This window comes from Caballeronia jiangsuensis (assembly GCF_046030135.1).
Taxonomy (GTDB): Bacteria; Pseudomonadota; Gammaproteobacteria; order Burkholderiales; family Burkholderiaceae; genus Caballeronia; species Caballeronia jiangsuensis.
The window spans coordinates 1-20777 of record NZ_JAQQDB010000014.1; the positions used below are offsets into that span (position 1 = coordinate 1).

Here is a 20777-nt window from a genome sequence, read left to right on the forward strand (position 1 = left end):
CGAGCCATAACCTTGAGCGCGTTGGTTCAGCACCAAATAGCTCCGGCCCGCTACGCGGCCGATGGGTCAATCGGGTCGGCGTGCGCTTCTTCTTAGTCGGTTTCCCTCGCATACCCAACGGCAGCGCGTAGCGCTGTGCCGAAGCTATTTGGCGCTGAACCAGCACGCCAAAACATTTGGTGCGGCAGACCGTGCGCGAGCCAAGCCCGATTAGGCCTGTGAGGGCGACACTTAGGCGAGGGCCACCGTGGGCTGGCAAGCATGGCCAACGTGCGTGTGACCGCGGGCGCTGAGAAGCTGCTTTCTTTGGTTACTTTCTTTGCAGCAGCAAAGAAAGTGACCCCCGCCCCGGGGAGGGGCAGTGCTAATAAACCGACACGAACACGGGATCCGGCGAAAACCCCCCCAAAAACCCTACGCGAAGACATTATTCCTGATAAACCGCCGACAACACGCTTTGCGCATCAGCCAATGCATTGTCGAGTTGCACGAGACTCGCATGCCGCGCCCCGAGCGGATCACGATTCGCGATAGCAGTGAGAATCGCCTTGTGCCGCGGCAATGACAGCGCATGCGTATCCGGATGACGACTCGTCAGCTTGATCGACTCCGACAGCGCCAGCGTCAGCATATGTCCGATGTACATCAGCATATCGTTGTGCGTCGCGGTCATGATCGCGCGATGAAACTCGAGATCGGGCGCGAGCAACGCCTCGGGCGTGTCCGCGTGCGACATGCGCTCGAACGCATCACGGATAAGCGCGACATCCTCCTCCGTCGCGTTCGATGCGGCGAGCGCGGCGGCCGCAGGCTCGACGATCCTGCGCACCACGAGCAGCGACTGAAAGAACTCGCCTTCGTGCACGCTGTTGATCGTCCAGAAAAGCACATCGGGATCGAGCGTGTGCCATTCATCGCGCGGACGCACGACACTGCCCAGACGCGGCTTCGACAGGACGAGACCTTTCGCAACGAGCACGCGCGTCGCTTCGCGCAGCACGGGCCGGCTCACGCCATACGCTTCGCACAGCTTCGCCTCGGCGGGCAGGCGATCGCCCGGCTTGAGCTTGCCGCTCACGATCTCGATGCCGAGCTCCTGCACGATGCGCGCGTGCATGCTCTTGCGGGGCTGTGGATGGCGATAGTCCATATCGTCGTCAGCGCTTCGCCGCGCCGCGCTCACCGAACGCCCGCTGCGACAGACAGAACACGAGCAGCAGCGCGCCGACCGCGATCTTCGTCCACCACGAACTGAGCGAGCCGTCGAACGAAATCAGCGTCTGGATGATGCCGAGCAACAGCACGCCGAACAGCGTGCCGATCACATAGCCGACACCGCCCGTCAGCAGCGTCCCGCCGATGACGACCGAAGCGATCGCGTCGAGTTCGAGCCCCATCGCATGCAGGCCGTATCCCGAGAGCATGTAGAACGTGAACAGCACGCCGCCGAGCGCGGAGCAGAAGCCCGACAACGCGTAGGCGCCGATGGTCGCCGCATTCACCGGCAAGCCCATCAGCAGCGCGGAATGCGGATTGCCGCCGACCGCGTAGATGGTGCGTCCGAACGGCGTGTAATGCGCGACGAACACCGCGGCGGCGAGCACGACGAGTGCGATCACCGCGCCGAGCGATAGCGACGCGCCGCTCATCACGGGTATGCGAAGCTGCGAAACGGCTGCGTACCACGGGTCCGTGATGCTGATCGAATCGATGCTGATGAGATAGCACAGCCCGCGCGCGAGGAACATCCCCGCGAGCGTGACGATGAACGGTTGCAGCCGGAAACGCGCGATCAGCCAGCCCATCAGCGTGCCGAACGCAGTGCCCATCGCGAGCACGAGCGGGATCACCACGAGCGGATGCCAGCCCGCCTTTTCGACGAGCGCGGCGGAGACCATCGTCGTGAGCGCGATCACCGATCCCACCGACAGATCGATGCCGCCCGACAGAATCACGAAGGTCTCGCCCACCGCGACGACGATCAGAAACGCATTGTCGATCAACAGATTGAGAAAGACCTGCGGCGAGAAGAAGCCGGTGTACATCACCGAGCCGAGCACCGAAACGGCGATGAACAGCGATATCGTCGCGGCGAGCGGAAGGTAGCGGCTGCGCGATGTCTTGCGCGGCGGCGTGTCGCCCTTGCGATGCTGCGTGAGCGTGGGCAGGCCCGAATTCATCGGCGCACCTCGCGGTCGGAAAGAGCGGGGCGGCGCGCGAACTTCGCGACCGTCGCGCGGAATTCGCCCGATTGCAGCATCATCACCACGAACACCACGATCGCCTTCACGACGAGGTTCACCTCCGGCGGCACGCCGAGCGAATAGATCAGATACGTGAGCGTCTGGATGATGAGCGCGCCGATCACGCTGCCCGCGAGCGTGAAGCGCCCGCCGGTCAGCGCGGTGCCGCCGAGCGTGACGGCGAGGATCGCGTCGAGTTCGAGCAGCAGGCCCGCGTTGTTGCCGTCGGCGCTTTTCACATTCGAGCTGATCAGTATGCCCGCGACGCCCGCACACAATCCGCTGAACGCATACGCGCCGAGCGTGAGCCTGCGCGCCTGCACGCCCGCGACGCGCGCGGCGGTCGGATTGATGCCGATCGCCTGCAGGAACAGCCCGAGTGCGGTGCGTGTGATCGCGAGATAGAGCAGCACGAACACGAGCGCGACGATCAGTATCGACATCGGCACGCCGAGCAGATAACCGCCGCCGAAGAAGAAGTAGGGCGAGTAGTAGATCGTGATGATCTGGCCGCTCGTGATGAGCTGCGCGATGCCGCGTCCCGCGACCATGAGAATGAGCGTCGCGATGATCGGCTGCATGCCCGCGCGCGCGACGAGCACGCCGTTCCACAGCCCGCACAGCAACGCGACGCCGAGCGCGAGCACGATCACGACGGGCAACGGAAAGCGCGTGACGGTGCCCGCGACCGACCCGCCGATCGCCCATGCGGCGACCGCGCCCGCGATGGCGACGACCGCGCCCACGGAGATATCGATGCCGCGCGTCGCGATCACGATGGTCATGCCGAGCGCGACGACCGCGAGCGGCGCGGCGCGATTGAGGATATCGACGAGGCTGCCGTAGAGATGATGATCGCGCCATTCGACATGCAGGAAGCCCGGATTGAACGCCGCGTTCAACGCAAGCAACAGCGCGAGCGTGACGATCGGCCAGCCTAGCCGATGCTCCATCGCCGAGCGAAGCATTCCACGCCGCACGGTGTCATCCATGTTCGGCTCCGATCATTTCGCAGACGGTGTCCTCGCTCGTTCCCGCCGGAAGCTCGCCGACCTTGCGACGGTCGCGCAGCACGACGATGCGGTTCGCGATGCGCACGATCTCCGAGATCTCCGACGAGATGAAGAGCACCGCCATGCCCGTCGATGCGAGGCGCATTATCTCGTCCATGATTTCCTGCTTCGCCGCGACATCGATGCCGCGCGTGGGCTCGTCGAGAATCAGGAGGCGCGGCTCGGTCGCGAGCCATCGCGCGATGAGCGCCTTTTGCTGATTGCCGCCGGAAAGCAGGCCGATCGGCATGTCGAGCGTCGCGGCCTTGATGCCGAGCGCGCGCACGAAGCGTTCGGCGAGCGCGTTCTGTTCGGCGCGCGTGAGGCAGCGTCGCGCGCCCATGCGCGCCTGCAACGCGAGCGCAATGTTCTCGCGCAACGACAGCTCGGCCACGATGCCATCCGCCTTGCGCTCCTCCGGACAGAACGCGATGCCATGACGGATCGCCTGCGCGGGCGTCGCGAACGAAACGGGCTTGCCATCGATGCGCAGTTCGCCTTCGTCGGGCTTCTCCAGACCGAAGAGCAGCTTCGCGAGCTCGGTGCGCCCGGACCCGAGCAGCCCCGCGACGCCGACCACTTCGCCCGCGCGCACGCGCAGATCGAGCGGTTGCAATTGTCCTTTCTGGCCGAGCCGGATGGCGTCGAGCACGGCGTTATCCGCGACGCCTGCATCGGACTCTTCGGGCGGCGCCTGACGCGCCTGCGCGGCGGCGAGCTCGCGCCCGAGCATCGCCGCGATGAGCGCCTGCGTGCCCAGCTCGCTCGCGCGCCATTCACCGACGCGCCGGCTGTTGCGCAACACCGTGATGCGATCGGAGATCGCGTAGACCTGATTCAGAAAGTGCGTGACGAACAGAATGGCGAGACCCTGTTCGCGCAGCCGGCGCAGCACGTCGAAGAGGCGGCGCACTTCGTCGTCGTCGAGGCTGGAAGTCGGCTCGTCGAGGATCAGCACTTTCGACGATAGCTTCAGCGCCCGCGCAATCGCGACCATCTGCTGCACGGCGACCGAATAACTCGTCAGCACGCGCGTCACGTCGATATCGAGCCCGATGCGCGCGAGCAACTCACGCGCCTGCCGGTTCGTCGCGTCCCAGTCGATGCGATAGCCGGCAAGCGCGCCGCGTCGCGGAAAATAGCCCGCGAAGATGTTCTCCGCCACCGAGAGATTCGGGCAGAGATTCACTTCCTGATAGACCGTGCTGATGCCGAGTTTCTGCGCGTCGAGCGGCGACTCCGGGCGAATCGCGCGGCCGTCGAGCAGGATTTCGCCGGCGTCGAGACTCACGACGCCGGTGAGCACCTTGATGAGCGTCGACTTGCCCGCGCCGTTCTGTCCCATCAGCGCGTGAACCTCGCCCGGATGAAGGACGAGGTTCACATCCTGCAACGCATGCACGCCGGCGAAGCGCTTGTCGATGCCTCGCAACTCCAGTACGGGTGATGTCATCGGAGATCAGTATTTGCGATTGGGGAATTCCTTCGCCGCGACCTCCATCGGGAAGATGCTTTCCTGCGTAACGATGCGCTTGGGCACGGACTTGCCCGCCTTGATGTCCTTCACGACCGACATCAGTTGCGGCCCGAGCAACGGACTGCATTCGACCGATACATTGAGCTTGCCCGCCATCATCGCTTCGAACGCGCCTTTCACGCCATCCACGGAAATGATGATGATGTCCTTGCCCGGCTTCATGCCCGCTTCCTCGATAGCCTGGATCGCGCCGATCGCCATGTCGTCGTTGTGCGCGTAGAGCACGTTGATCTTCTTGCCCTCGGCCTTGAGGAACGCTTCCATCACTTCCTTGCCCTTCGCGCGCGTGAAGTCGCCGGTTTGCGAGCGGATGATCTTGAACTTCGGATCGGACTTGATGATTTCCTCGAAGCCTTTCTTGCGATCGATCGCGGGCGCGGAGCCTACCGTCCCCTGCAATTCCACGATATTGATCGGCCCCGCGTTGCCTTTCTCTTTCTCGACGAGCCAGCGGCCCGCCTTGCGGCCTTCCTCGGTGAAGTCGGAGCCGATGAAGGTCACATAGAGCGTCTCGTCCTTGCTGCTGATCGCGCGGTCGGTGAGCACGACGGGAATCTTCGCGTTCTTCGCTTCGACGAGCACGGTTTCCCAGCCGGTTTCGACGACCGGCGAGAACGCGATCACATCGACCTTCTGCGCGATATACGAGCGTATCGCCTTGATCTGGTTTTCCTGCTTCTGCTGGGCGTCGGAGAATTTCAGGTCGATGCCGGCTTCTTTCGCGCTCGACTTGATCGACTCGGTATTCGCGGTGCGCCATTCGCTTTCGGCGCCGACCTGCGCGAAGCCGAGCACGATGGGTTTCTGCGCGAAGGCGGGAAGCGGGAGCATTGCGCTCAAGGGCGCGGCGGCCATCGCGACTAACACGGTGCGGCGTTTCATGTCAGTGGTTCCTCCATCCGTTGGCTATTTATCGATCTTGTTCGAATGATTCTGGAATAACCTTTTAATTCGTTGTTCTATTTATCTCCTCGCCATTCCGGTATTTGGGTTTTTCAACTGTCGATGCAACGGCGCCGAGATAGATTGACTATATGAAGCTATTCGCCCACTTTTAATTCACGTTAACCCGCTTTTTCCACTTAACAGTCATACCATCTCGCCGCTTTCGCCGCGTTGCAGCAATAACTGGTAACAGCGGCGTAACGGCTCGTAAGCTCTCGCGGAAAGCGTGTTTTTCTCGTGCGATCGCCATATCGCGCGCTCACGGAAGATTGCCGCGTTGCAATCCGCAACGGTCTTCCAAACTGAAGGAGCGCGCAGCATGAACGTCACCAGCCCGAGCACCCAACACACGACGCAAGCGTTGTCGCACACGCTGCCCATCAAGCGCGGCACCGAAACCCCGACGGTGGAAACCGGCACGCCGAACGCGAAGTCGACGCCAAGCAATCCGGCGCATCTCGGCAATCACGTCGACACGACCGCGTGAATCATGGCGACGTCCTTTCGTCTCGTACTCGCGTGCGTCGCGCTCGCGGCGTGCCCGATCGTGCTCGATGGCTGCGCGCTCGCCGCGTTGCCGTGCCGCGTGACATCGGCCGCGCTGAAGATCGTGCCGGTCGTGGGTCATGCCGCGTCCACGCCCTTCGATGCCTGCGCCACCGCCATCGACTGACATGAAGCGAACGTTCCTGGGTTGTGCCTTTCTCGTTTGCATGGCGATGCCTGCGTTCGCGGCGGCGCAAAAGCCTTTCGACTTCCGCGGCCTGCGGCTCGGCATCTCGCTCGATGCGTTCCGCCACGAGGAGCCCGCGCGCGCGACGCCGCCCGGCAGCGTCGCCGTGTGCGACACGGATCTCGAAGCGGCTTCGCTCGGCATGGTGCTGCGCGATGCGCACAGCCTGTCGATCGCGTGCAAGTGGGCGCATCGCACGCAAAACGGATGGAGCGAATCGCTGGCGGTCGTCGATGGCGCGCCCGCGCGCGATCATGTGCTGCGCTTCATGGCGATGCCGGGCGATGCGTCGCCCCGGCTCTATCGCATGTCGTTCGTGATCGACGCGCGTGTCGCCGATGACTTCGCGCAGGCGCTGTCGTCGAAATTCGGCACGAGCCGCGTCGAGCGCGCGAATGGCTACCAGACGCGCACATGGGAGAACGCGGCGAGCTCGATCACGCTGGAAGCGAACGGGGCGGCGGCGTCGGCGCGCGTGATCTATCGCCTGAAGGCATACGAAGCGTGGCTGCGCGATACGACCGACAGATGGCGTCTTGCCGCGGTGCACGACGCGCCCTGAATCAACGGAGAGGATTGTTCATGAAACTGGCGTCATTGCCATGCGCGGCGTTGGTGCTCGCGCTCGCCGCGTGCTCGTCGTCCGGGTCGCGCTCGATCGTCGAGATGCCGACTTATGCGCCGGCCGTCGCGCAGCCGGTCAATGTCAACACGTTGGGCGCGATCTATCAGGCGGGCAGCTCGGTCTCGCTCTACGAGACTTCGCGCGCTCAGAAGGTCGGCGACGTGCTGACGATCCGGCTCGCGGAGTCGTATCAGGGCAGCAATTCCGCGGATGCCAGCGCGAGCCGCGCGAGCAGCATCAGCGCCGAGGCCGCCGACAAGTCGAGCGGGGCGGCGGCGCGGCTCGCGCGGCTCTTCAACGTCGGCTCGGCGGATACGTCGTTCAAGGGTAAGGGGAGCACGAGCAATCTTTCCGCGATGAGCGGCACGCTCGCGGTGTCGGTTATCGGCACCTTGCCGGGCGGCAATCTCGTGGTCGCGGGCGACAAGATCATCGCGATGAGCGGCAATCAGGACCGGTTGCGCTTCTCGGGCATCGTCAATCCCAAGGATATCGAGGCGGGGAATTATGTGGCGTCGAACAAGGTGGCCAATGCGCGTATCGAACAGGCGGGGGTGGGGATGCTCGCCGATTCGACGACGATGGGGTGGTTGCAACGGCTTTTTATGAGTGTGCTGACTTTTTGATGATGCGGGGCGGGTCGATGCGCGTCACGCCAGCCTCCCTTTGCTGATTCAAGCGCGCTCAGTGCGACGTATCCCGGTATGGTCCATCGTAGGAAATGGAGCCAAGCATCGGCGAAACGCCGATGGCATCTACCAGGCCTTCGCTTACGCCAGCAAACACGACGAGAGCCGTAGCAGACTGAAATAGAACATTCGTGAACAGTCCCGGATTGAACAGCCACGCCACAACCACGCCTTGCTTCAGTCCCGTTAAGAACAACGTGAAGCTTCCCGCGACAAGCACACCGCCGCCGAACTCTAAACTGAGCGTTAGCCCGGTATAGTCTGTGCGTGTCAGCTCCTTGTTCCTGAGCCGAAAAATCACACCGCCGCCTTCGAATTCGCTGGTTGCGCCGGTCCCGGCAATGGTGCCGTCCTTCGAAATGAACCGAGGCAGTTTGATTTCGGGCAGACGAAACCGGGAAGGCAATCGAGCCGCCAAGCCCAGACCCATTCCGCCTGTATGGTAGGTGAACCTGAATTTGCGTCCGGTCGGATCGTTCAGGACAAACATACCGCCTGACATCGAAAGCAATCCCAGCCCCGCGTTTCCCCCCGCCGATGTCTCGTAGGACCAGTCACTTTGAATCATTGCCTTCCTCAAACTCCGACCCTTTGCCAGAGAGGCCAAGCAATCCACCCACTGCCAGAACAATCGCCGGAACTCCACAAAAAAGATGGAGGAACCACACACCGAACAGGGAGTTTATCCGTGCAATACGAGGATGCTTCGGGTCGAAGCGCATTTCTACCTTGTCGCCTACGCTGACGGAACGAAACCAACTGCTTGTCGGAACTGATATGTGCTCCCCATCGAATGTCGTGAATTCGACTTGGGGGTGCTTGCCACCTGCATTCAACCCTACGACTTCGGCCTGGGCTACCTTGGAAGTACGCACAAACTCGACGGTAGATGGCAGAAAAGAAAGCTGGATGCAGAACAAGGCTATGCCGCTGAAAACAACAGGCCAGTTAATACGACGCCGTGTGCGGTTAGTCATCGATTTCCCTCAGATATCGACTTCCACCTGGCAGAAAGACCGAGTAATTCGCCCATTGGGGATGCTTGCCGTCCGGAACCAGCCTTACGACTTCGCCCGGAGCGACTTTTGAAGTTTTCAAGAAGTCAAGAGTAGACGGGAGAGCAGGACGTTGCATGCAGAGAAGAGAAATTCCCAGAAGGGCTGCAAACGAATTAATGCGACGCTTCACGGACTTAGTCATCGGCGCAAATCATGCTCAACGGTTGCTTTCGGGCCGGGCAGTCCAGCCACTCCCTTTGCATACTCGTGCTTGAACTTACTGAATGAGAGTCCGACCTCTTCATAATGACCACCCGCGCAACCGTATGGCTTGATACTCATCACCATGACGTTCTCCAGCGTCAGGCTCAAGAACGGCTGAGGCGGGAGCAGTGTTCCAAGCGCGCCCACAGCCTGGGGTTGCGCGGTCGGTTTGTAGGCGCGCAGCAAAGCTTTGGTTGCAACCCTGTTTTGAATCAGGTAATTCAGCAATCCAGATGATGCAAGACCAACCTCGTGAACAAAAGTGAGGTGATCGATCGATGTCTCATTTTGAGGTGATTGGTCGCGCAGGTTGCGAGACAGCAGCCAATCCCAGCTCACCACGTCAATCTCTCCTTCGTGACCAAACACGTCTGATTCCCCCGTGATGCCGTCAATTTTCAAATAGATGTTTGTCATCAAGCAACTCTCGCCAATTGTCCAAAGACGTCGGAACGACTTTCATAGTTTCGATGAAAGCGATTGTGATGGCTCAGTGTCAACACAATTTGACGCGATGCATCCCGCAAATCAGCTTTGCAAGACAACTAAGAGTTTTCGACTGGACGCGAGAAAAATCGATCTGATGGCTGGTTTTAAGATAGTAATCCTATTTATTGTAGAGAGACGAGATTAGCGGAAAGCTATGGAAACAACGGATAGAAGCTTCTTTGGGTGCGCTGACGCGCACCGCCTGTGCTTCCGGGCGGCGCTCTTGGCGTGCCCTTTCTGTCCGCTTCCGGATTCTACGAATTGATGGCTTGCACTTTTTTCAGGCGACTTCGTCCACCTGCGCCGCAATCCGCCCCGCCGCCGTCGGATCCCCATGCGGCACAAAAATATACCCCTGCCCCCAAACCGTCTGCACATAACGCGGCTCCGACGGATCGACTTCAAGCAGCCGCCGCAGCCGCCATATCGCCACATCGAGACTGCGATCGCGATGCGCGCCATTCCCGCGCATCTTTTCGTTCAGCTCCGTGCGCGTGAGCACGATCATCGCGTTCTTGACGAGCGTCTTGAGCAGCGCAAACTCACCCGAGCGCAGCGTGATGCGCTCGCCGTCGCGGCGCAGCTCGCGCGCGCCGAAGTCCATCTCGAACGGGCCAAAACGATAAGACGGCCGAATCTCCGGCGCGCTGGCCGTGACCGGCGAAGCGCTCTCGAAGCGCCTCAAAATCGAACGGATGCGCGCGAGCAGCTCGCGCGGATCGAAGGGTTTGCCGAGGTAATCATCCGCGCCGAGTTCCAGCCCGATGACGCGATCGAGCACGTCCGAGCGCGCGGTCAAGAGGATCACGGGGATATCGTCGCGGGCATTGCGCAATTCGCGCAGCGCGCTGATGCCGTCCTTGCCGGGCATCATCACGTCGAGCACGATCATCGAGGGACGCTCGGCCTGCACGCGGCGTTTGAGGTCCGTGCCGTCGCTTAGAACGGAGACATCGAAGCCGTGCTGCTGCAGATAGTCGCGAACGTGATCGCGCACGACGGGGTCGTCATCGACCATCAGTACATGTGGTGTCATTCGCGGATTCTAAGCGCAAGGCCCACGCCGTCGCGATGGCCGTGAACTTTCCATTTCTTTCCGTTACGGCGTGTTTCAACGGCGATGCGCGGCCCGGTCTCCGGCGTGCGCGGGTTCAGGGGAAATAGCACGCGCGTACTCCGCGCGTTCATCGCGTCCGGGATGGCTTCCGTAAACATCCGTAATGTCGCGCCACGCGCACGACGCGCGATTACGGATTAAGGCCGAATAAAATTTTGAGATGTCTACATCGGTTCTCATCGTCGACGACGACCCCGCGGTGCGCGATCTGCTGCGCCGCTTCTTCAACACGCAAGGCATCGACGTCTCCGTGCTGCACGACGGCGGCGGGCTGCGCCGGCGGCTGGAACTCGAACGTCCGTCCATCGTGGTGCTCGACATCATGATGCCGGACATCGACGGCCTGCGCGCGCTGCGCGATCTGCGCGCGGCGGGCGAGGACATTCCGGTGATCTTCGTGACCGGTTGCGATAGCGTGCCGCAAAAGATCGCCGGGCTGCAGTCGGGCGCGGACGACTACCTCGCCAAGCCGTTCGATCCGCGTGAACTGCTCGCGCGCATCGAGGCTGTGCTCAGACGCCGCGCGAGCGCGCCGAGCCGTCCCGAGCCCGCGCCGCGCGAACGCTTCGGGCGCTTCGAGGTGGATTTCGTGACGCGCTCGCTGTCGAGCGGCGGCGAACGCATCGCGCTGCGCGACAGCGAGTTCGCGCTGCTCAAGGTGTTTATCAAGCATCCGTACAAGGTGCTGTCGCGCGTGCTGATTCACGATCTCGTCCATCGCGACGATCTGCCTTTTCGCGATCGCGGCCTCGACGTGCCGATCTGGCGCCTGCGCCGCCTCATCGAAGACGATCCGTCGCATCCACGTCATGTGCAGACCGTGCGCGGGCAGGGCTACGTCTTCGTTCCCGACACGGACGCTCCGGCTTTCGACTGGACCGGGGCGTAACCACGATGCGTTCCGGTTTCTGGCAGTCCGCGCGCAGGCCGCGCGGTTTCATCGACACGCTGTTCGGCCGCATGGCGATCGTGTCGATCTGCGTGCTGCTCGCGCTTCAGGGCGGATGGTTCGCGATTCTCCACGTGCAAGGGCCGCACAAGGAAGCCGATGGTTACGCGCGCGCGTTGCTCATCGTGCTCGAAGCGGCGCATAACGATGTCGCGCTCGGCGGGCGGCTCATGCGCGAAACGCGCGTGCATATCGTGCCGGTGTGGAACATGCCCGAGCCGCTCACGCTGCGCGATCCCGCGAAGACGCGCCATGCGCACCTCGCGCGCCAGCTCGCCGACCGCTTGCCGGAAGGCTCGCAGATCGCCATCGATATCGACGGCCACAACAAGTCGCGGCTCTGGGTGCGTTATCCGCAGAGCAACGTGTGGATCGTCGCGCCGATCGACCTGCCGCCGCCCGCGCCGTTCATCACGGAGGGCATCGTGCTGCTCGCGGGCGCGCTCGTGCTCTCGCTCATCGCGACATGGCAATTGCAGCGTCCGCTCGCACGCGTCGCACAGGCGGCGCGTCGCTTCGGCGGCGGCGAGCGGCCGGTGCCCGTCGAGGAAAACGGTCCGCGCGAATTGCGCGAGCTGATCGGCGCATTCAATCAGATGATGAAGAAACTCACCGACGCCGACGACGATCGCGCCGTGATGCTCGCCGGCATCGCGCACGATCTGAAGGCGCCGCTCACGCGATTGTCGCTGCGCGCGAGCGTGCTCGCGAAGGACGAGCGCGAGCGCGCCCATTTCCTGCGCGATATCGATTCGATGACGCGCATCGTGCAGCAGTTTCTCGAATTCGCGGGGCGCTCGTCTTCGGACAACACGAAGACCGGTGTCGATGCGTTCATCGCGGAGCAGTTCGCATCGCCCGAAGATGGCGACGAGCCCTTGTTCGCGCTGTCGCTCGAAGCCGGCGATACGTTCAGACTGCCGCGGACTTTCATCGATCGCCTGATGACGAATCTCGTCGACAATGCGCTTGAGCACGGCGAGCCGCCCGTGGAGATACGCACGGCGCGTCAGGGCGATGACTGGCTGATCGAAGTGCGCGACCACGGACCCGGCATTCCCGATGAACGCCTCGACGACGTATTGCGGCCCTTCGTGCGGCTCGATCCCGCGCGCAGCGGCAACGGCCATTGCGGACTCGGGCTCACCATCGTTGAACGCCTTGCGCGTGAGCAGCGCGGCCGCTGCGAAATCGGCAATGCCGAAGGCGGCGGGCTGATCGTGCGCATCGTCATTCCCTGCGAAGAAACATGAAGCCCGCTTCGTCCATGCGTTCGATGCCTTTGTCGCGTCGTGCTTTCATCCGGGGCGGCGCACGTGTGGCGCTGCTTTCGAGCACGTTCGGCGCGAGCGCGCTGCTGTCGGCATGCGGCGGCGCGGGCGATGATCAGAGCGTCACCGAAACGCCGAAGCTGTCCACGATCGAAAACTTCCGCGATGTTGCGGGGATGGGCGAAGGCTATCCGACCGTCGATGGCGCGCGCTTGCGGCGCGGCGTGTTCTATCGCTCGGGCGCGCTCACGCCCGACGATGCCGACGCGGCCGCGCTCGCGCGTTTGTCGCTGAGCGCGGTGCATGATCTTCGTGTGGTGGGAGAGGCGTCGCTTGCGCCGGATCGCGTGCCGTCGGGTGCGGTGCGTGAGACGCATGAGATCGCGCCGATCGACGTCGCCGCCGCGGCACCGGCCGACGCCGCAGCCGCGAGCGCATGGATCGTCGAGCGTCAGCGGCAACTCGTCACGGACCCGGTCGCGCGTTTGCAGTTCGGCCTGCTGCTGACGCAGCTCGCGCGCGTGTCGGGGCCGCAGGTGGTACACGGCACGGCGGGCAAGGATCGCACAGGCTGGGCGGCGGCGCTCCTGCTCTCCATCGCGGATGTGCCGCTCGACGTGATCATCCAGGACTATCTGCTGACGAACACCGTGGCGCAGACGCAGATCGATGCACGCATGACCGCGCATGCGACGCGGCTCGGAACCGATACGCAGACTGTCGTGCCGCTGTATCAGGCGCAAAGCGCGACCATCGAAGCGGCGTTCGACGAGATGCATCGCGAGTACGGGACGCTGAGCCGCTATCTCGCGCAGGGCTTGTCGATGACCAGTGCGGATGTGGCGATGTTGCGGGCGAAGTTGATCGCGTAGGCAGCTCGTTCAGGCTTCCGCCGCATGCTCCCGGTACGCCGCGAATTTCGACGTCTTCCCGATTCCCGGATTGAAGCAATTGCACGGATCGAGTTGCTTGTAGAAGTCGGCAAGCTGCGGCTTCGCCTCGTACAGATGCCCCACGTTGTGCTCGGCGGGATATTCGGCGCCGCGGTCATCGAGCAATTCGAGCATCTCGTGCTCCAGCGCCATGCAATCGTTGCCCTTGGCGACGATGTAGTCCTGATGGAACACGTGACACAGAAAGTGCCCGTAATACAGCTTCAACACGATCGGGCGCTCGATCCTTTCCGGCAGCCGTTCGAACCAGTCGCGGTCGTTGCGCCGTAACGCGATATCGAGCGCGACGATATCCTCGACCTCGCGATGATGCACCGCGCGATAGCGCACCGCCGCGCTCGCCGCCGCGAAGCGATGCAAAAAGGCTTTGCGGCCTTCTTCATCGGTGCATTCGAAATACGCGCCTCCACCGTTCGCGAAGCGCTGCGCCAGAAACGCGCGTGCTTCCTCGATGCCCGCCGCCGGCACCTTCAGCATCAGATGATGCTCATACTGTTCGCGATATCTCGTCAGACGCGCGGGCAGATGATCCGGCAGACGTTCGCTCAACCATTGCAGCACGCGATCGCTCATGTGCTTCGGCATGAAGCCGAGGCGCTCGAACCACGCATCGCAACGCGTCTTCAGATTGAAGAACAGGGGCAATCGATCCGTGCCGAACTTGTCGATGATGACGAAGAGGTCCTTGCCGTATTGCTTCGCGACATCGAACGCATCGCGATGCAGATACTCGCCCGCGATCGGCAGATGCGTGAAGTTCGCGAGCGCGTGGCGTCGAATGGCGGTCAGCACGTTCGTGTCGTTCGTGACGATGTAGAACACCTTCGCGCCTCGCTCGGCGGCGAACGTGTCGAGACGCACCGCGAACGTCATCACCTTGCCCGCGGAGCCGGATGCTTCGAACAGACGCCGCGGATCGGCGTTGAAGCGCGCGGGCGTTGAAGCGTCGATATCGCGGACATGTGTCGCGTATTCGTGATCCGAGGCGGCCGCGCCTTCGCGAACATCGGCATCGGTGAACGTGCCGTTTTCGATGCGCGCGAGAATCTCGTCGGGCGTGCTGCCGAGCTCGATGCCCAGATGATTCACGAGGCGCAGCACGCCCGATGCATCGACGGCGGCGAACACCGCCATCTCCGTATAAGCCGGCCCGCGATGCACGAGCGAGCCGCCCGAGTTGTTGCTGATGCCGCCCAGCACCGATGCGCCGATGCACGACGAGCCGATCACCGAATGCGGCTCGCGTCCGAGCGGCTTAAGCGCGCGTTCGAGTTGATCGAGCGTCGTGCCGCCGATGCAGACCACCTGAGTTCCGCCCCTGATCAGATGCACGCGTTTGATGCGCGTCGTGCTGACGATGACGATGTCGCGATCGTAGCTATCGCCATCGGGTGTCGAGCCGCCCGTCAGACCGGTGTTCGACGCCTGCGTGATGACGATCGCGCGCGCGGCGATGCATGAGGCAAGCACGCGCCATTGCTCGACGAGCGTGCCGGGCCGCACGACCGCCAGCACGCGGCCGCTGCCGAAGCGATAGCCGGTGCGGTAGCGGCGCGTTTCTCCATCGCCGGTGAGCACGTTGTGCGTGCCGACGATATCGCCGAGCGATGCGAGCAGGCTCGTGCGCGACGCGCCGAACGAGCGGGCGGAAGGGGCGGTGACGGACATGATGGCCTCACGCGCGGCGCGGTGCCGAAGACGAAGACTCCGCTGACGATCCCGCCGTCGCGCGCTGCGTGAGCGTCAGCACCGCGCCGACGACGAGCGCACCCGCGACCACGACGAGCCCTGCGTTCGTGCTGTGCGTGACATCCTTCATCCAGCCGATGATCGACGGACTCACGAAGCCGGCGAGGTTGCCGATCGAGTTGATCATCGCGATGCCGGCTGCCGCAGCGGTGCCGGTCAGCACGCTGCTCGGATAGGTCCAGAAGACCGGCATCATCGACAGCACGCCGGCCGTGCCGAGCGACAGCGTGACCAGCGCGAGCGTGAGGTTGCCCGTTTGAAGCGTGCTTGCATAGAAGCCCGCCGCGGCCGCGATACCCGCCAGCGCGAGATGCCAGCGGCGTTCGTTGCGGCGGTCGGAAGAGCGCGCGACGAGAATCATCGACACCATTGCGACCGCGTAGGGAATCGCGGTGAACAGGCCGACGTCGAGCGCGTCCTTCACGCCCGCCGTCTTGATGAGCGTCGGCAGATAGAAGCTCACGCCGTAGAGGCCCATCATGCAGCAGAAGTAGATCGCGGCGAGCCGCCACACACGGCCGTTCGACACGACGCTCTTCAGCGAATGATCGGCGCCGGCGGGTTCATCGCGTGCGATGTTGTCTTCGAGAAGCTGCTTCTCCTGCGCGTTGAGCCACGACGCGGCGCGGATGCCGTTCGGCAGCATGAACAAGGTCAGGATGCCGAGCACGAGCGAAGGAACCGCTTCGAGCAGGAAAAGCCATTGCCAGTTCGACAGGCCGTGGACGCCGTTGAACGCCTGCATGATCCAGCCCGACAGCGGACCGCCGACCACGCCCGCGACCGGAATGCCGATCATGAAGAGCGCGTTCATGCGGCCGCGTCGCTTTCCCGGATACCAGTACGTCAGATACAGCACGATGCCGGGAAAGAACCCGGCTTCGGCGACGCCGAGCAGAAAGCGCAGCGTGTAGAACATCGCGGGCGTCTTCACGAAGAGCGACGCCGCCGACACCAGCGCCCACGTCACCATGATGCGGCTGATCCACACGCGCGCTCCCACGCGATGCAGCAGGATGTTGCTCGGCACCTCGAACAGGAAATAGCCGATGAAGAAAATACCCGCGCCCAGCCCGTACACGGACTCGCTGAACTTCAGGTCGTTGAGCATCTGCAGCTTCGCGAATCCGACGTTGACGCGATCCAGATAGGCCGCAACGTAGCAGATGAAAAGGAAGGGCAGCAGACGCAAGGTCACTTTCGCGTACGTCGCGTTTTCGAACTCGGTCGTGGCTGTCGGGCTGGTTGGGTTCATCGTGAGAGTCTCCTGAATCGTGCGGCTTGGTGCCGCTACTGGCTTTGCTGCAGCGCATTGTTCCGTGCCAGTAAGAGACTGTCGAGATGTCGAACCACTGGTCCTACCACTTCTTTTTGGCGTGCCAGATGTGCTTTTCCGCGTGAATCAATGACGGCGAGGGCGCGCGGGCTTTCGCACGCTTGTGCGCCCACGCGCGGCGCGGGATCACGTCCAGCCCTTGAGCCGCAAGGTCGCGCGCACCAGGCGCTGCTCTTCGGCCTCGATTTCCCGCATGCAGGCGGTCGTCGTCGTAATATGCGTGCTCGCGGCCTTGCGCGCCTGCTCCGGCTGTTTGCCGAGCACGGCCTTGTAGAGACGGGCGTGCTGCTTGTCGATGACTCGCTTCTGCTCTTCACGATGGTAGAGGTTGTTGACCGACGCGAAGACCGAACTGAGCAGCAGATCCGTGAGCGAGCTCAGCGTGTGCACCAGCACGGGATTGTGCGACGCCTCGCAGATCGAGAGATGGAAGTTATAGTCGAGCCGCGCGCGGGCCGATTCGCCCACGTCGCTCTCGTTCGCGGCGAGCATCTCTTCGTATCGGCGGGTGATGAGCGCGAAATCGGCCTGCGTGCCGCGCAGCGCCGCCAGCCGCGCCGATTCGGCTTCGAGCATTTCGCGCACTTCGAAGATGTCGTATAGGGTGCGCGGCTGCGAGCCGAGCAGATGCATCATCGGCGTGAGCGCGGGCTGCGTCGTCAGCGCGGCGACGAACGAGCCGCGTCCATGCGAGGTCTCGATGATGCCGCGCGTGCGCAGCACCTTCAATCCTTCCCGCACCGCCGATCGCGACGCGCCCAGCTTCGCGGTCAGCCGTCGCTCGGAAGGCAGCGCCTGACCGGGTTTCAGCACGCCGTCGACGATCAGCGCTTCGATACGTCCGGCGACGACATCCGCGATCTGTAACGCCTCTTCCTGGTTGTCTTCGAGCATGCTGCGCCTCACTGGTCCGACCACTTGCAAAAGAACCTTCGCTCAGGGCGATGCTAGCATTCCTGAAGTCGGCGTGAGTGTTCGGCCATTCGAGGTAGCCAGACCAAAAAAAGACGGCTCGCCAGAAAACAAATGGCGAGCCGCAAGAGGGATCGGTCAACAACTACAGCGTGGGCAGATTAGCATTGCTTCGACGCGCGAAATCGCATCGGAAAGATGCCGTAAGGAAAGCGCGCCTTACTGTGTGCGGGAGACCACCATCCGGTCCACCAGCGCATCCAGCTTCTGCCGCGCGCTCGCGAAACGGTCGATGTTCAGACCATTCGTGTCATAACGCGCGGTCACGAGAATCTGCCCATGCCGCACGAGCGTCAGATCGATCGCCGACAAATACGACACCGGCTCGCTCGAAAACGCGCGCCGGTCCCAACTGGTCGTTGCGCCGTAGACGAGCATCGCCTCGCAACCGGGCGGCGACGTGCCGGGGTTGTAGACCACTGAATTCACGCCGCGCCGGCGCAATGCGACTTGCAGCACGGGCACGAAATCGCCCGTCGCCACGCTCTGATTCAATTCGATGCATACGGATTGCAGCGTGGTGGGCGGCCCCGTCACCGAAGTCGGCGAAGAGTAGTTCGACGCAACCGTGAAGCCCGCCTGCACCAGCGAGCCCGCGGCATCGGCGGCGGTGATCAGCGTCCACGTGCAGCCGGAAAGCGCACCCGCGCCGACAGCAAGGAGTGCGCGAGAAACGTGCGTTCTGAACATGCTCTCGCCGTCATCCGCGATCGGAAACTCAGCGGACGATGCGCAGGCGCATCGTGTTAGGTGTTTCTATCGTGGCGGTCATCGTGGTCACCTGCTTGCTGGTCGCGTTGCGCAGCGCGAAGTGCTGGCGCGTTGCCGTGTTCACGTCGTGACGCACGTCGGGAAAGCAGGCGGCGATGTCCGCGCCCAGTTCCTGCAGCGGGTCGCCCACGACGCCGTCCGGGCCCCAATGCGCTCGCCAGCGGCAGTCATAGACATGCGCGCTGCCGCGGCATACGCCCTGGCCGGGCGAAGCGGCCGGCATCAGCGCGCGACCCTTGGCGAGCGTATCGAATGAGGGCGCATCGACGATCGTCTGCAGCGCGGAGCAAACGTCGGGGAGATCTTCGGCGGATGCGGAAAACATCGGTGCAATGAGCGATACGGCGACGAGCGCGCGACGCATCGAGAGGAGACGGAGGTTGCCTGAAGGTTGAGCTTGCATGACTTGGCGTAGTGTCGAAGGAAGATGGGCATGATGTCCACGGCGGACATCACGCATCGAGATCTTCCCGCTATGCGCCGCGATTCGATATGCGGAGCAAAGCGCCAATCGTGCAGGTTATTTCAAGCTATTAATTCGGCGGCAACTTTTTCTTTTCTTGCCGCCGATCGACTTACATCGGGTGGTTCTGTACGAAGGCCTTATACGCCCAGTATGCGGCCTTCTTCGTGACGCCGTCGCCTTCGAGAAGACCGTAGGCGCCTTCGCCATCGTCATAGAGCTGGAAAGCCTGAATCGACTGGATGTTGTACTTCGACGCGACGCTCGCGAATTGCGCCATCATCAGATTGCCGGTCATGTATGTCGCGATCTGATCGTATGAACCGAAGTCCGGGCGCACGCCGAACTCGTTGATCCAGATCGGCTTGCCCATGTCGTGGAGCATCTGGAGAACGTCATGGCATCCCGTGCCGCCGCAGGCATGCGTGATGTCGCCTTCGTTCGAATACCAGTGCCACGAAGTGACGTCCCAGCTCACGGCCGGATGTCCCCAGGTGCCATCCGGCTGCGAGCCGTCCGCGAGCATCTGGAAGAACGCGGTGTGCATCCATGTGCCGCCCAGCACGATCTTCGCCGAGCCATCGACGGACTTCACGCCCGCGATCAGGCCGCGGATCGCGCCGCGCGCGAGCGTGTAGGACCAGTTGTTGTACTGATACCAGACGGTGCCATCGACATTGCCGATGAGCGCCTTCGCCTCCAGCTCGTTGCCGACCTCGTAGTACTTGTAGTGATAGCTGTTCGCGGTTTGCTGACCGAGTTTGAAGCCCGCGTTGTAGGCGTCGTCCTCGCTGTCGTAGTTGAGGTTCACGAGCATCACGGGATACACCGTGATGCCGCCTTCCTCCATCGTCTTCGCGACGCCGGCGACCATGTTCGCCGATGTCTGGCTGTAGACGTCATTGCGATAGATCGTCGCGCCGAGATCCTGCAACTGCGCGAGCTGCGTCTGTACGCTCGTGAAGTCGTATGCGCCACCGTTGCTGTTATGGCCGTTCGCGCCGTAGAAGATCGAACCGCTGCCGCTGGCGGCTTTCGCGGTGGATTTCGGCGATGCGGCGCTCTTGCCGGTCGATGCGGTGTCGGCGGGGCTGTCGCTGCCGCCGCAAGCGGCAAGCATCATGCTTGCGACGAGCGCCGCTGCGATGGATTGGGAAAGGACGGGAAGGGCAGAACTGTTCATATCGATGAGTTTGACCAACCGGGATGCGCACAGCGGTCGCGTGCGTTGCGCATCTGAGGTGATTGGTAAGTATCGTTAGTAATCCGAACGACTGCCTGATGTAATTTGCAGCACGAGGCGCAGACGGTGCGCCAGAACATTCAGGGGCAGTGCAGAGATCGGATAGCGGGACCGCCGCCAGATATCTGGCGCGCGCTCGAAGATGACAGGCTCGATTCGAGCGCCTGGCATCGGTAGCATGTGCAACGACTGCATGTCGGGGACGTCAAAATTGCTGACGATGACGCGAATTGCTTTCTACGCGGGACATGCGTTGCCGGTATCAACTCAGCGAGGCAAGATTACTTTGTTCTGATGTGGAAGTAAACCGGACATCAGAAAAAACATCTTGCCTGTAGTGAGATTTCGAACAGTCCCTTCTACGTTTTGTCTCTTTGC

Annotated in this window: 22 protein-coding genes; 7 read left to right on the plus strand and 15 right to left on the minus strand. The window is 62.7% G+C overall.

What is annotated here, in order from left to right; genetic code table 11:
* Window positions 1–427 precede the first annotated feature (427 nt).
* The 5 genes from PQR08_RS16395 to PQR08_RS16415 are packed head-to-tail and all read right to left on the minus strand — an operon-like array spanning window position 428 to window position 5714.
* The gene (locus PQR08_RS16395; RefSeq protein WP_187606819.1) at window positions 428–1150 is read right to left on the minus strand and encodes a FadR/GntR family transcriptional regulator; all 723 of its coding nucleotides are present in this window, start codon (window positions 1148–1150) and stop codon (window positions 428–430) included.
* Window positions 1151–1157: 7 nt separating this feature from the next.
* Window positions 1158–2180 (minus strand): galactofuranose ABC transporter, permease protein YjfF, encoded by a 1023-nt coding sequence (gene yjfF, locus PQR08_RS16400; protein ID WP_035500439.1) that lies wholly within the window; start codon window positions 2178–2180, stop codon window positions 1158–1160.
* Window positions 2177–3235, minus strand: coding sequence for an ABC transporter permease (locus PQR08_RS16405; RefSeq protein ID WP_250486590.1), 1059 nt, complete (start codon window positions 3233–3235; stop codon window positions 2177–2179). Before PQR08_RS16405 ends, yjfF begins: the two co-directional genes overlap by 4 nt.
* A complete protein-coding gene (locus PQR08_RS16410; RefSeq protein WP_250486591.1) occupies window positions 3228–4748 on the minus strand; it encodes a sugar ABC transporter ATP-binding protein in 1521 nt (506 codons plus the stop codon). Before PQR08_RS16410 ends, PQR08_RS16405 begins: the two co-directional genes overlap by 8 nt.
* A gap of 6 nt (window positions 4749–4754) precedes the next feature.
* Window positions 4755–5714: an ABC transporter substrate-binding protein gene (locus PQR08_RS16415; RefSeq protein ID WP_187606815.1), complete on the minus strand. Its 960-nt coding sequence runs from the start codon at window positions 5712–5714 to the stop codon at window positions 4755–4757.
* Window positions 5715–6096: 382 nt separating this feature from the next.
* Here PQR08_RS16415 and PQR08_RS16420 point away from each other — a divergent pair, with 382 nt between their 5' ends.
* The 4 genes from PQR08_RS16420 to PQR08_RS16435 are packed head-to-tail and all read left to right on the plus strand — an operon-like array spanning window position 6097 to window position 7761.
* A complete protein-coding gene (locus PQR08_RS16420) occupies window positions 6097–6264 on the plus strand; it encodes a hypothetical protein (protein ID WP_250486592.1) in 168 nt (55 codons plus the stop codon).
* Between the two features lie 3 nt (window positions 6265–6267).
* On the plus strand, window positions 6268–6450 hold the full coding sequence (locus PQR08_RS16425) for a DUF6726 family protein (RefSeq protein WP_035500446.1): 183 nt from the start codon (window positions 6268–6270) through the stop codon (window positions 6448–6450).
* A 1-nt stretch (window position 6451) separates the two neighbouring features.
* On the plus strand, window positions 6452–7072 hold the full coding sequence (locus tag PQR08_RS16430) for a hypothetical protein (RefSeq protein ID WP_238212274.1): 621 nt from the start codon (window positions 6452–6454) through the stop codon (window positions 7070–7072).
* 20 nt (window positions 7073–7092) lie between these two features.
* Complete coding sequence (locus PQR08_RS16435) at window positions 7093–7761, plus strand: flagellar basal body L-ring protein FlgH (RefSeq protein WP_250486593.1); 669 nt, start codon at window positions 7093–7095, stop codon at window positions 7759–7761.
* A 58-nt stretch (window positions 7762–7819) separates the two neighbouring features.
* Here PQR08_RS16435 and PQR08_RS16440 read toward each other — a convergent pair whose 3' ends face one another.
* The 4 genes from PQR08_RS16440 to PQR08_RS16455 form a co-directional block, all read right to left on the minus strand.
* Window positions 7820–8392 (minus strand): hypothetical protein, encoded by a 573-nt coding sequence (locus PQR08_RS16440; RefSeq protein ID WP_238212272.1) that lies wholly within the window; start codon window positions 8390–8392, stop codon window positions 7820–7822.
* Window positions 8379–8801, minus strand: coding sequence for a DUF3592 domain-containing protein (locus PQR08_RS16445; RefSeq protein ID WP_238212271.1), 423 nt, complete (start codon window positions 8799–8801; stop codon window positions 8379–8381). Before PQR08_RS16445 ends, PQR08_RS16440 begins: the two co-directional genes overlap by 14 nt.
* Before the next feature lie 219 nt (window positions 8802–9020).
* Entirely contained in the window at window positions 9021–9503 is a 483-nt protein-coding gene (locus PQR08_RS16450; protein ID WP_250486594.1) for an Hcp family type VI secretion system effector, read from the minus strand.
* Window positions 9504–9855: 352 nt separating this feature from the next.
* Complete coding sequence (locus tag PQR08_RS16455) at window positions 9856–10611, minus strand: response regulator (RefSeq protein WP_250486595.1); 756 nt, start codon at window positions 10609–10611, stop codon at window positions 9856–9858.
* A gap of 241 nt (window positions 10612–10852) precedes the next feature.
* Here PQR08_RS16455 and PQR08_RS16460 point away from each other — a divergent pair, with 241 nt between their 5' ends.
* Genes PQR08_RS16460 through PQR08_RS16470 form a run of 3 tightly spaced genes read left to right on the plus strand, consistent with a single transcriptional unit; the run spans window position 10853 to window position 13784 of the window.
* Window positions 10853–11581, plus strand: a complete 729-nt coding sequence (locus tag PQR08_RS16460; RefSeq protein ID WP_187606810.1) for a response regulator — start codon at window positions 10853–10855, stop codon at window positions 11579–11581.
* A 5-nt stretch (window positions 11582–11586) separates the two neighbouring features.
* Complete coding sequence (locus PQR08_RS16465) at window positions 11587–12894, plus strand: ATP-binding protein (protein ID WP_408161812.1); 1308 nt, start codon at window positions 11587–11589, stop codon at window positions 12892–12894.
* Complete coding sequence (locus PQR08_RS16470; RefSeq protein ID WP_250486597.1) at window positions 12891–13784, plus strand: tyrosine-protein phosphatase; 894 nt, start codon at window positions 12891–12893, stop codon at window positions 13782–13784. Before PQR08_RS16465 ends, PQR08_RS16470 begins: the two co-directional genes overlap by 4 nt.
* A 9-nt stretch (window positions 13785–13793) precedes the next feature.
* Here PQR08_RS16470 and dld read toward each other — a convergent pair whose 3' ends face one another.
* The 6 genes from dld to PQR08_RS16500 all read right to left on the minus strand — a co-directional run bounded on the left by dld (window position 13794) and on the right by PQR08_RS16500 (window position 20339).
* Window positions 13794–15533: a D-lactate dehydrogenase gene (dld, locus tag PQR08_RS16475; protein WP_250486598.1), complete on the minus strand. Its 1740-nt coding sequence runs from the start codon at window positions 15531–15533 to the stop codon at window positions 13794–13796.
* A 7-nt stretch (window positions 15534–15540) separates the two neighbouring features.
* Window positions 15541–16869: an MFS transporter gene (locus PQR08_RS16480; protein ID WP_250486599.1), complete on the minus strand. Its 1329-nt coding sequence runs from the start codon at window positions 16867–16869 to the stop codon at window positions 15541–15543.
* Window positions 16870–17076: 207 nt separating this feature from the next.
* The gene (glcC, locus tag PQR08_RS16485; protein ID WP_250486600.1) at window positions 17077–17844 is read right to left on the minus strand and encodes a transcriptional regulator GlcC; all 768 of its coding nucleotides are present in this window, start codon (window positions 17842–17844) and stop codon (window positions 17077–17079) included.
* Between the two features lie 237 nt (window positions 17845–18081).
* Entirely contained in the window at window positions 18082–18612 is a 531-nt protein-coding gene (locus PQR08_RS16490; protein ID WP_250486601.1) for a hypothetical protein, read from the minus strand.
* 28 nt (window positions 18613–18640) lie between these two features.
* The gene (locus tag PQR08_RS16495; protein ID WP_250486602.1) at window positions 18641–19096 is read right to left on the minus strand and encodes a hypothetical protein; all 456 of its coding nucleotides are present in this window, start codon (window positions 19094–19096) and stop codon (window positions 18641–18643) included.
* Between the two features lie 172 nt (window positions 19097–19268).
* The gene (locus tag PQR08_RS16500) at window positions 19269–20339 is read right to left on the minus strand and encodes a lipopolysaccharide biosynthesis protein (RefSeq protein WP_250486603.1); all 1071 of its coding nucleotides are present in this window, start codon (window positions 20337–20339) and stop codon (window positions 19269–19271) included.
* Between the last annotated feature and the right edge of the window lie 438 nt (window positions 20340–20777).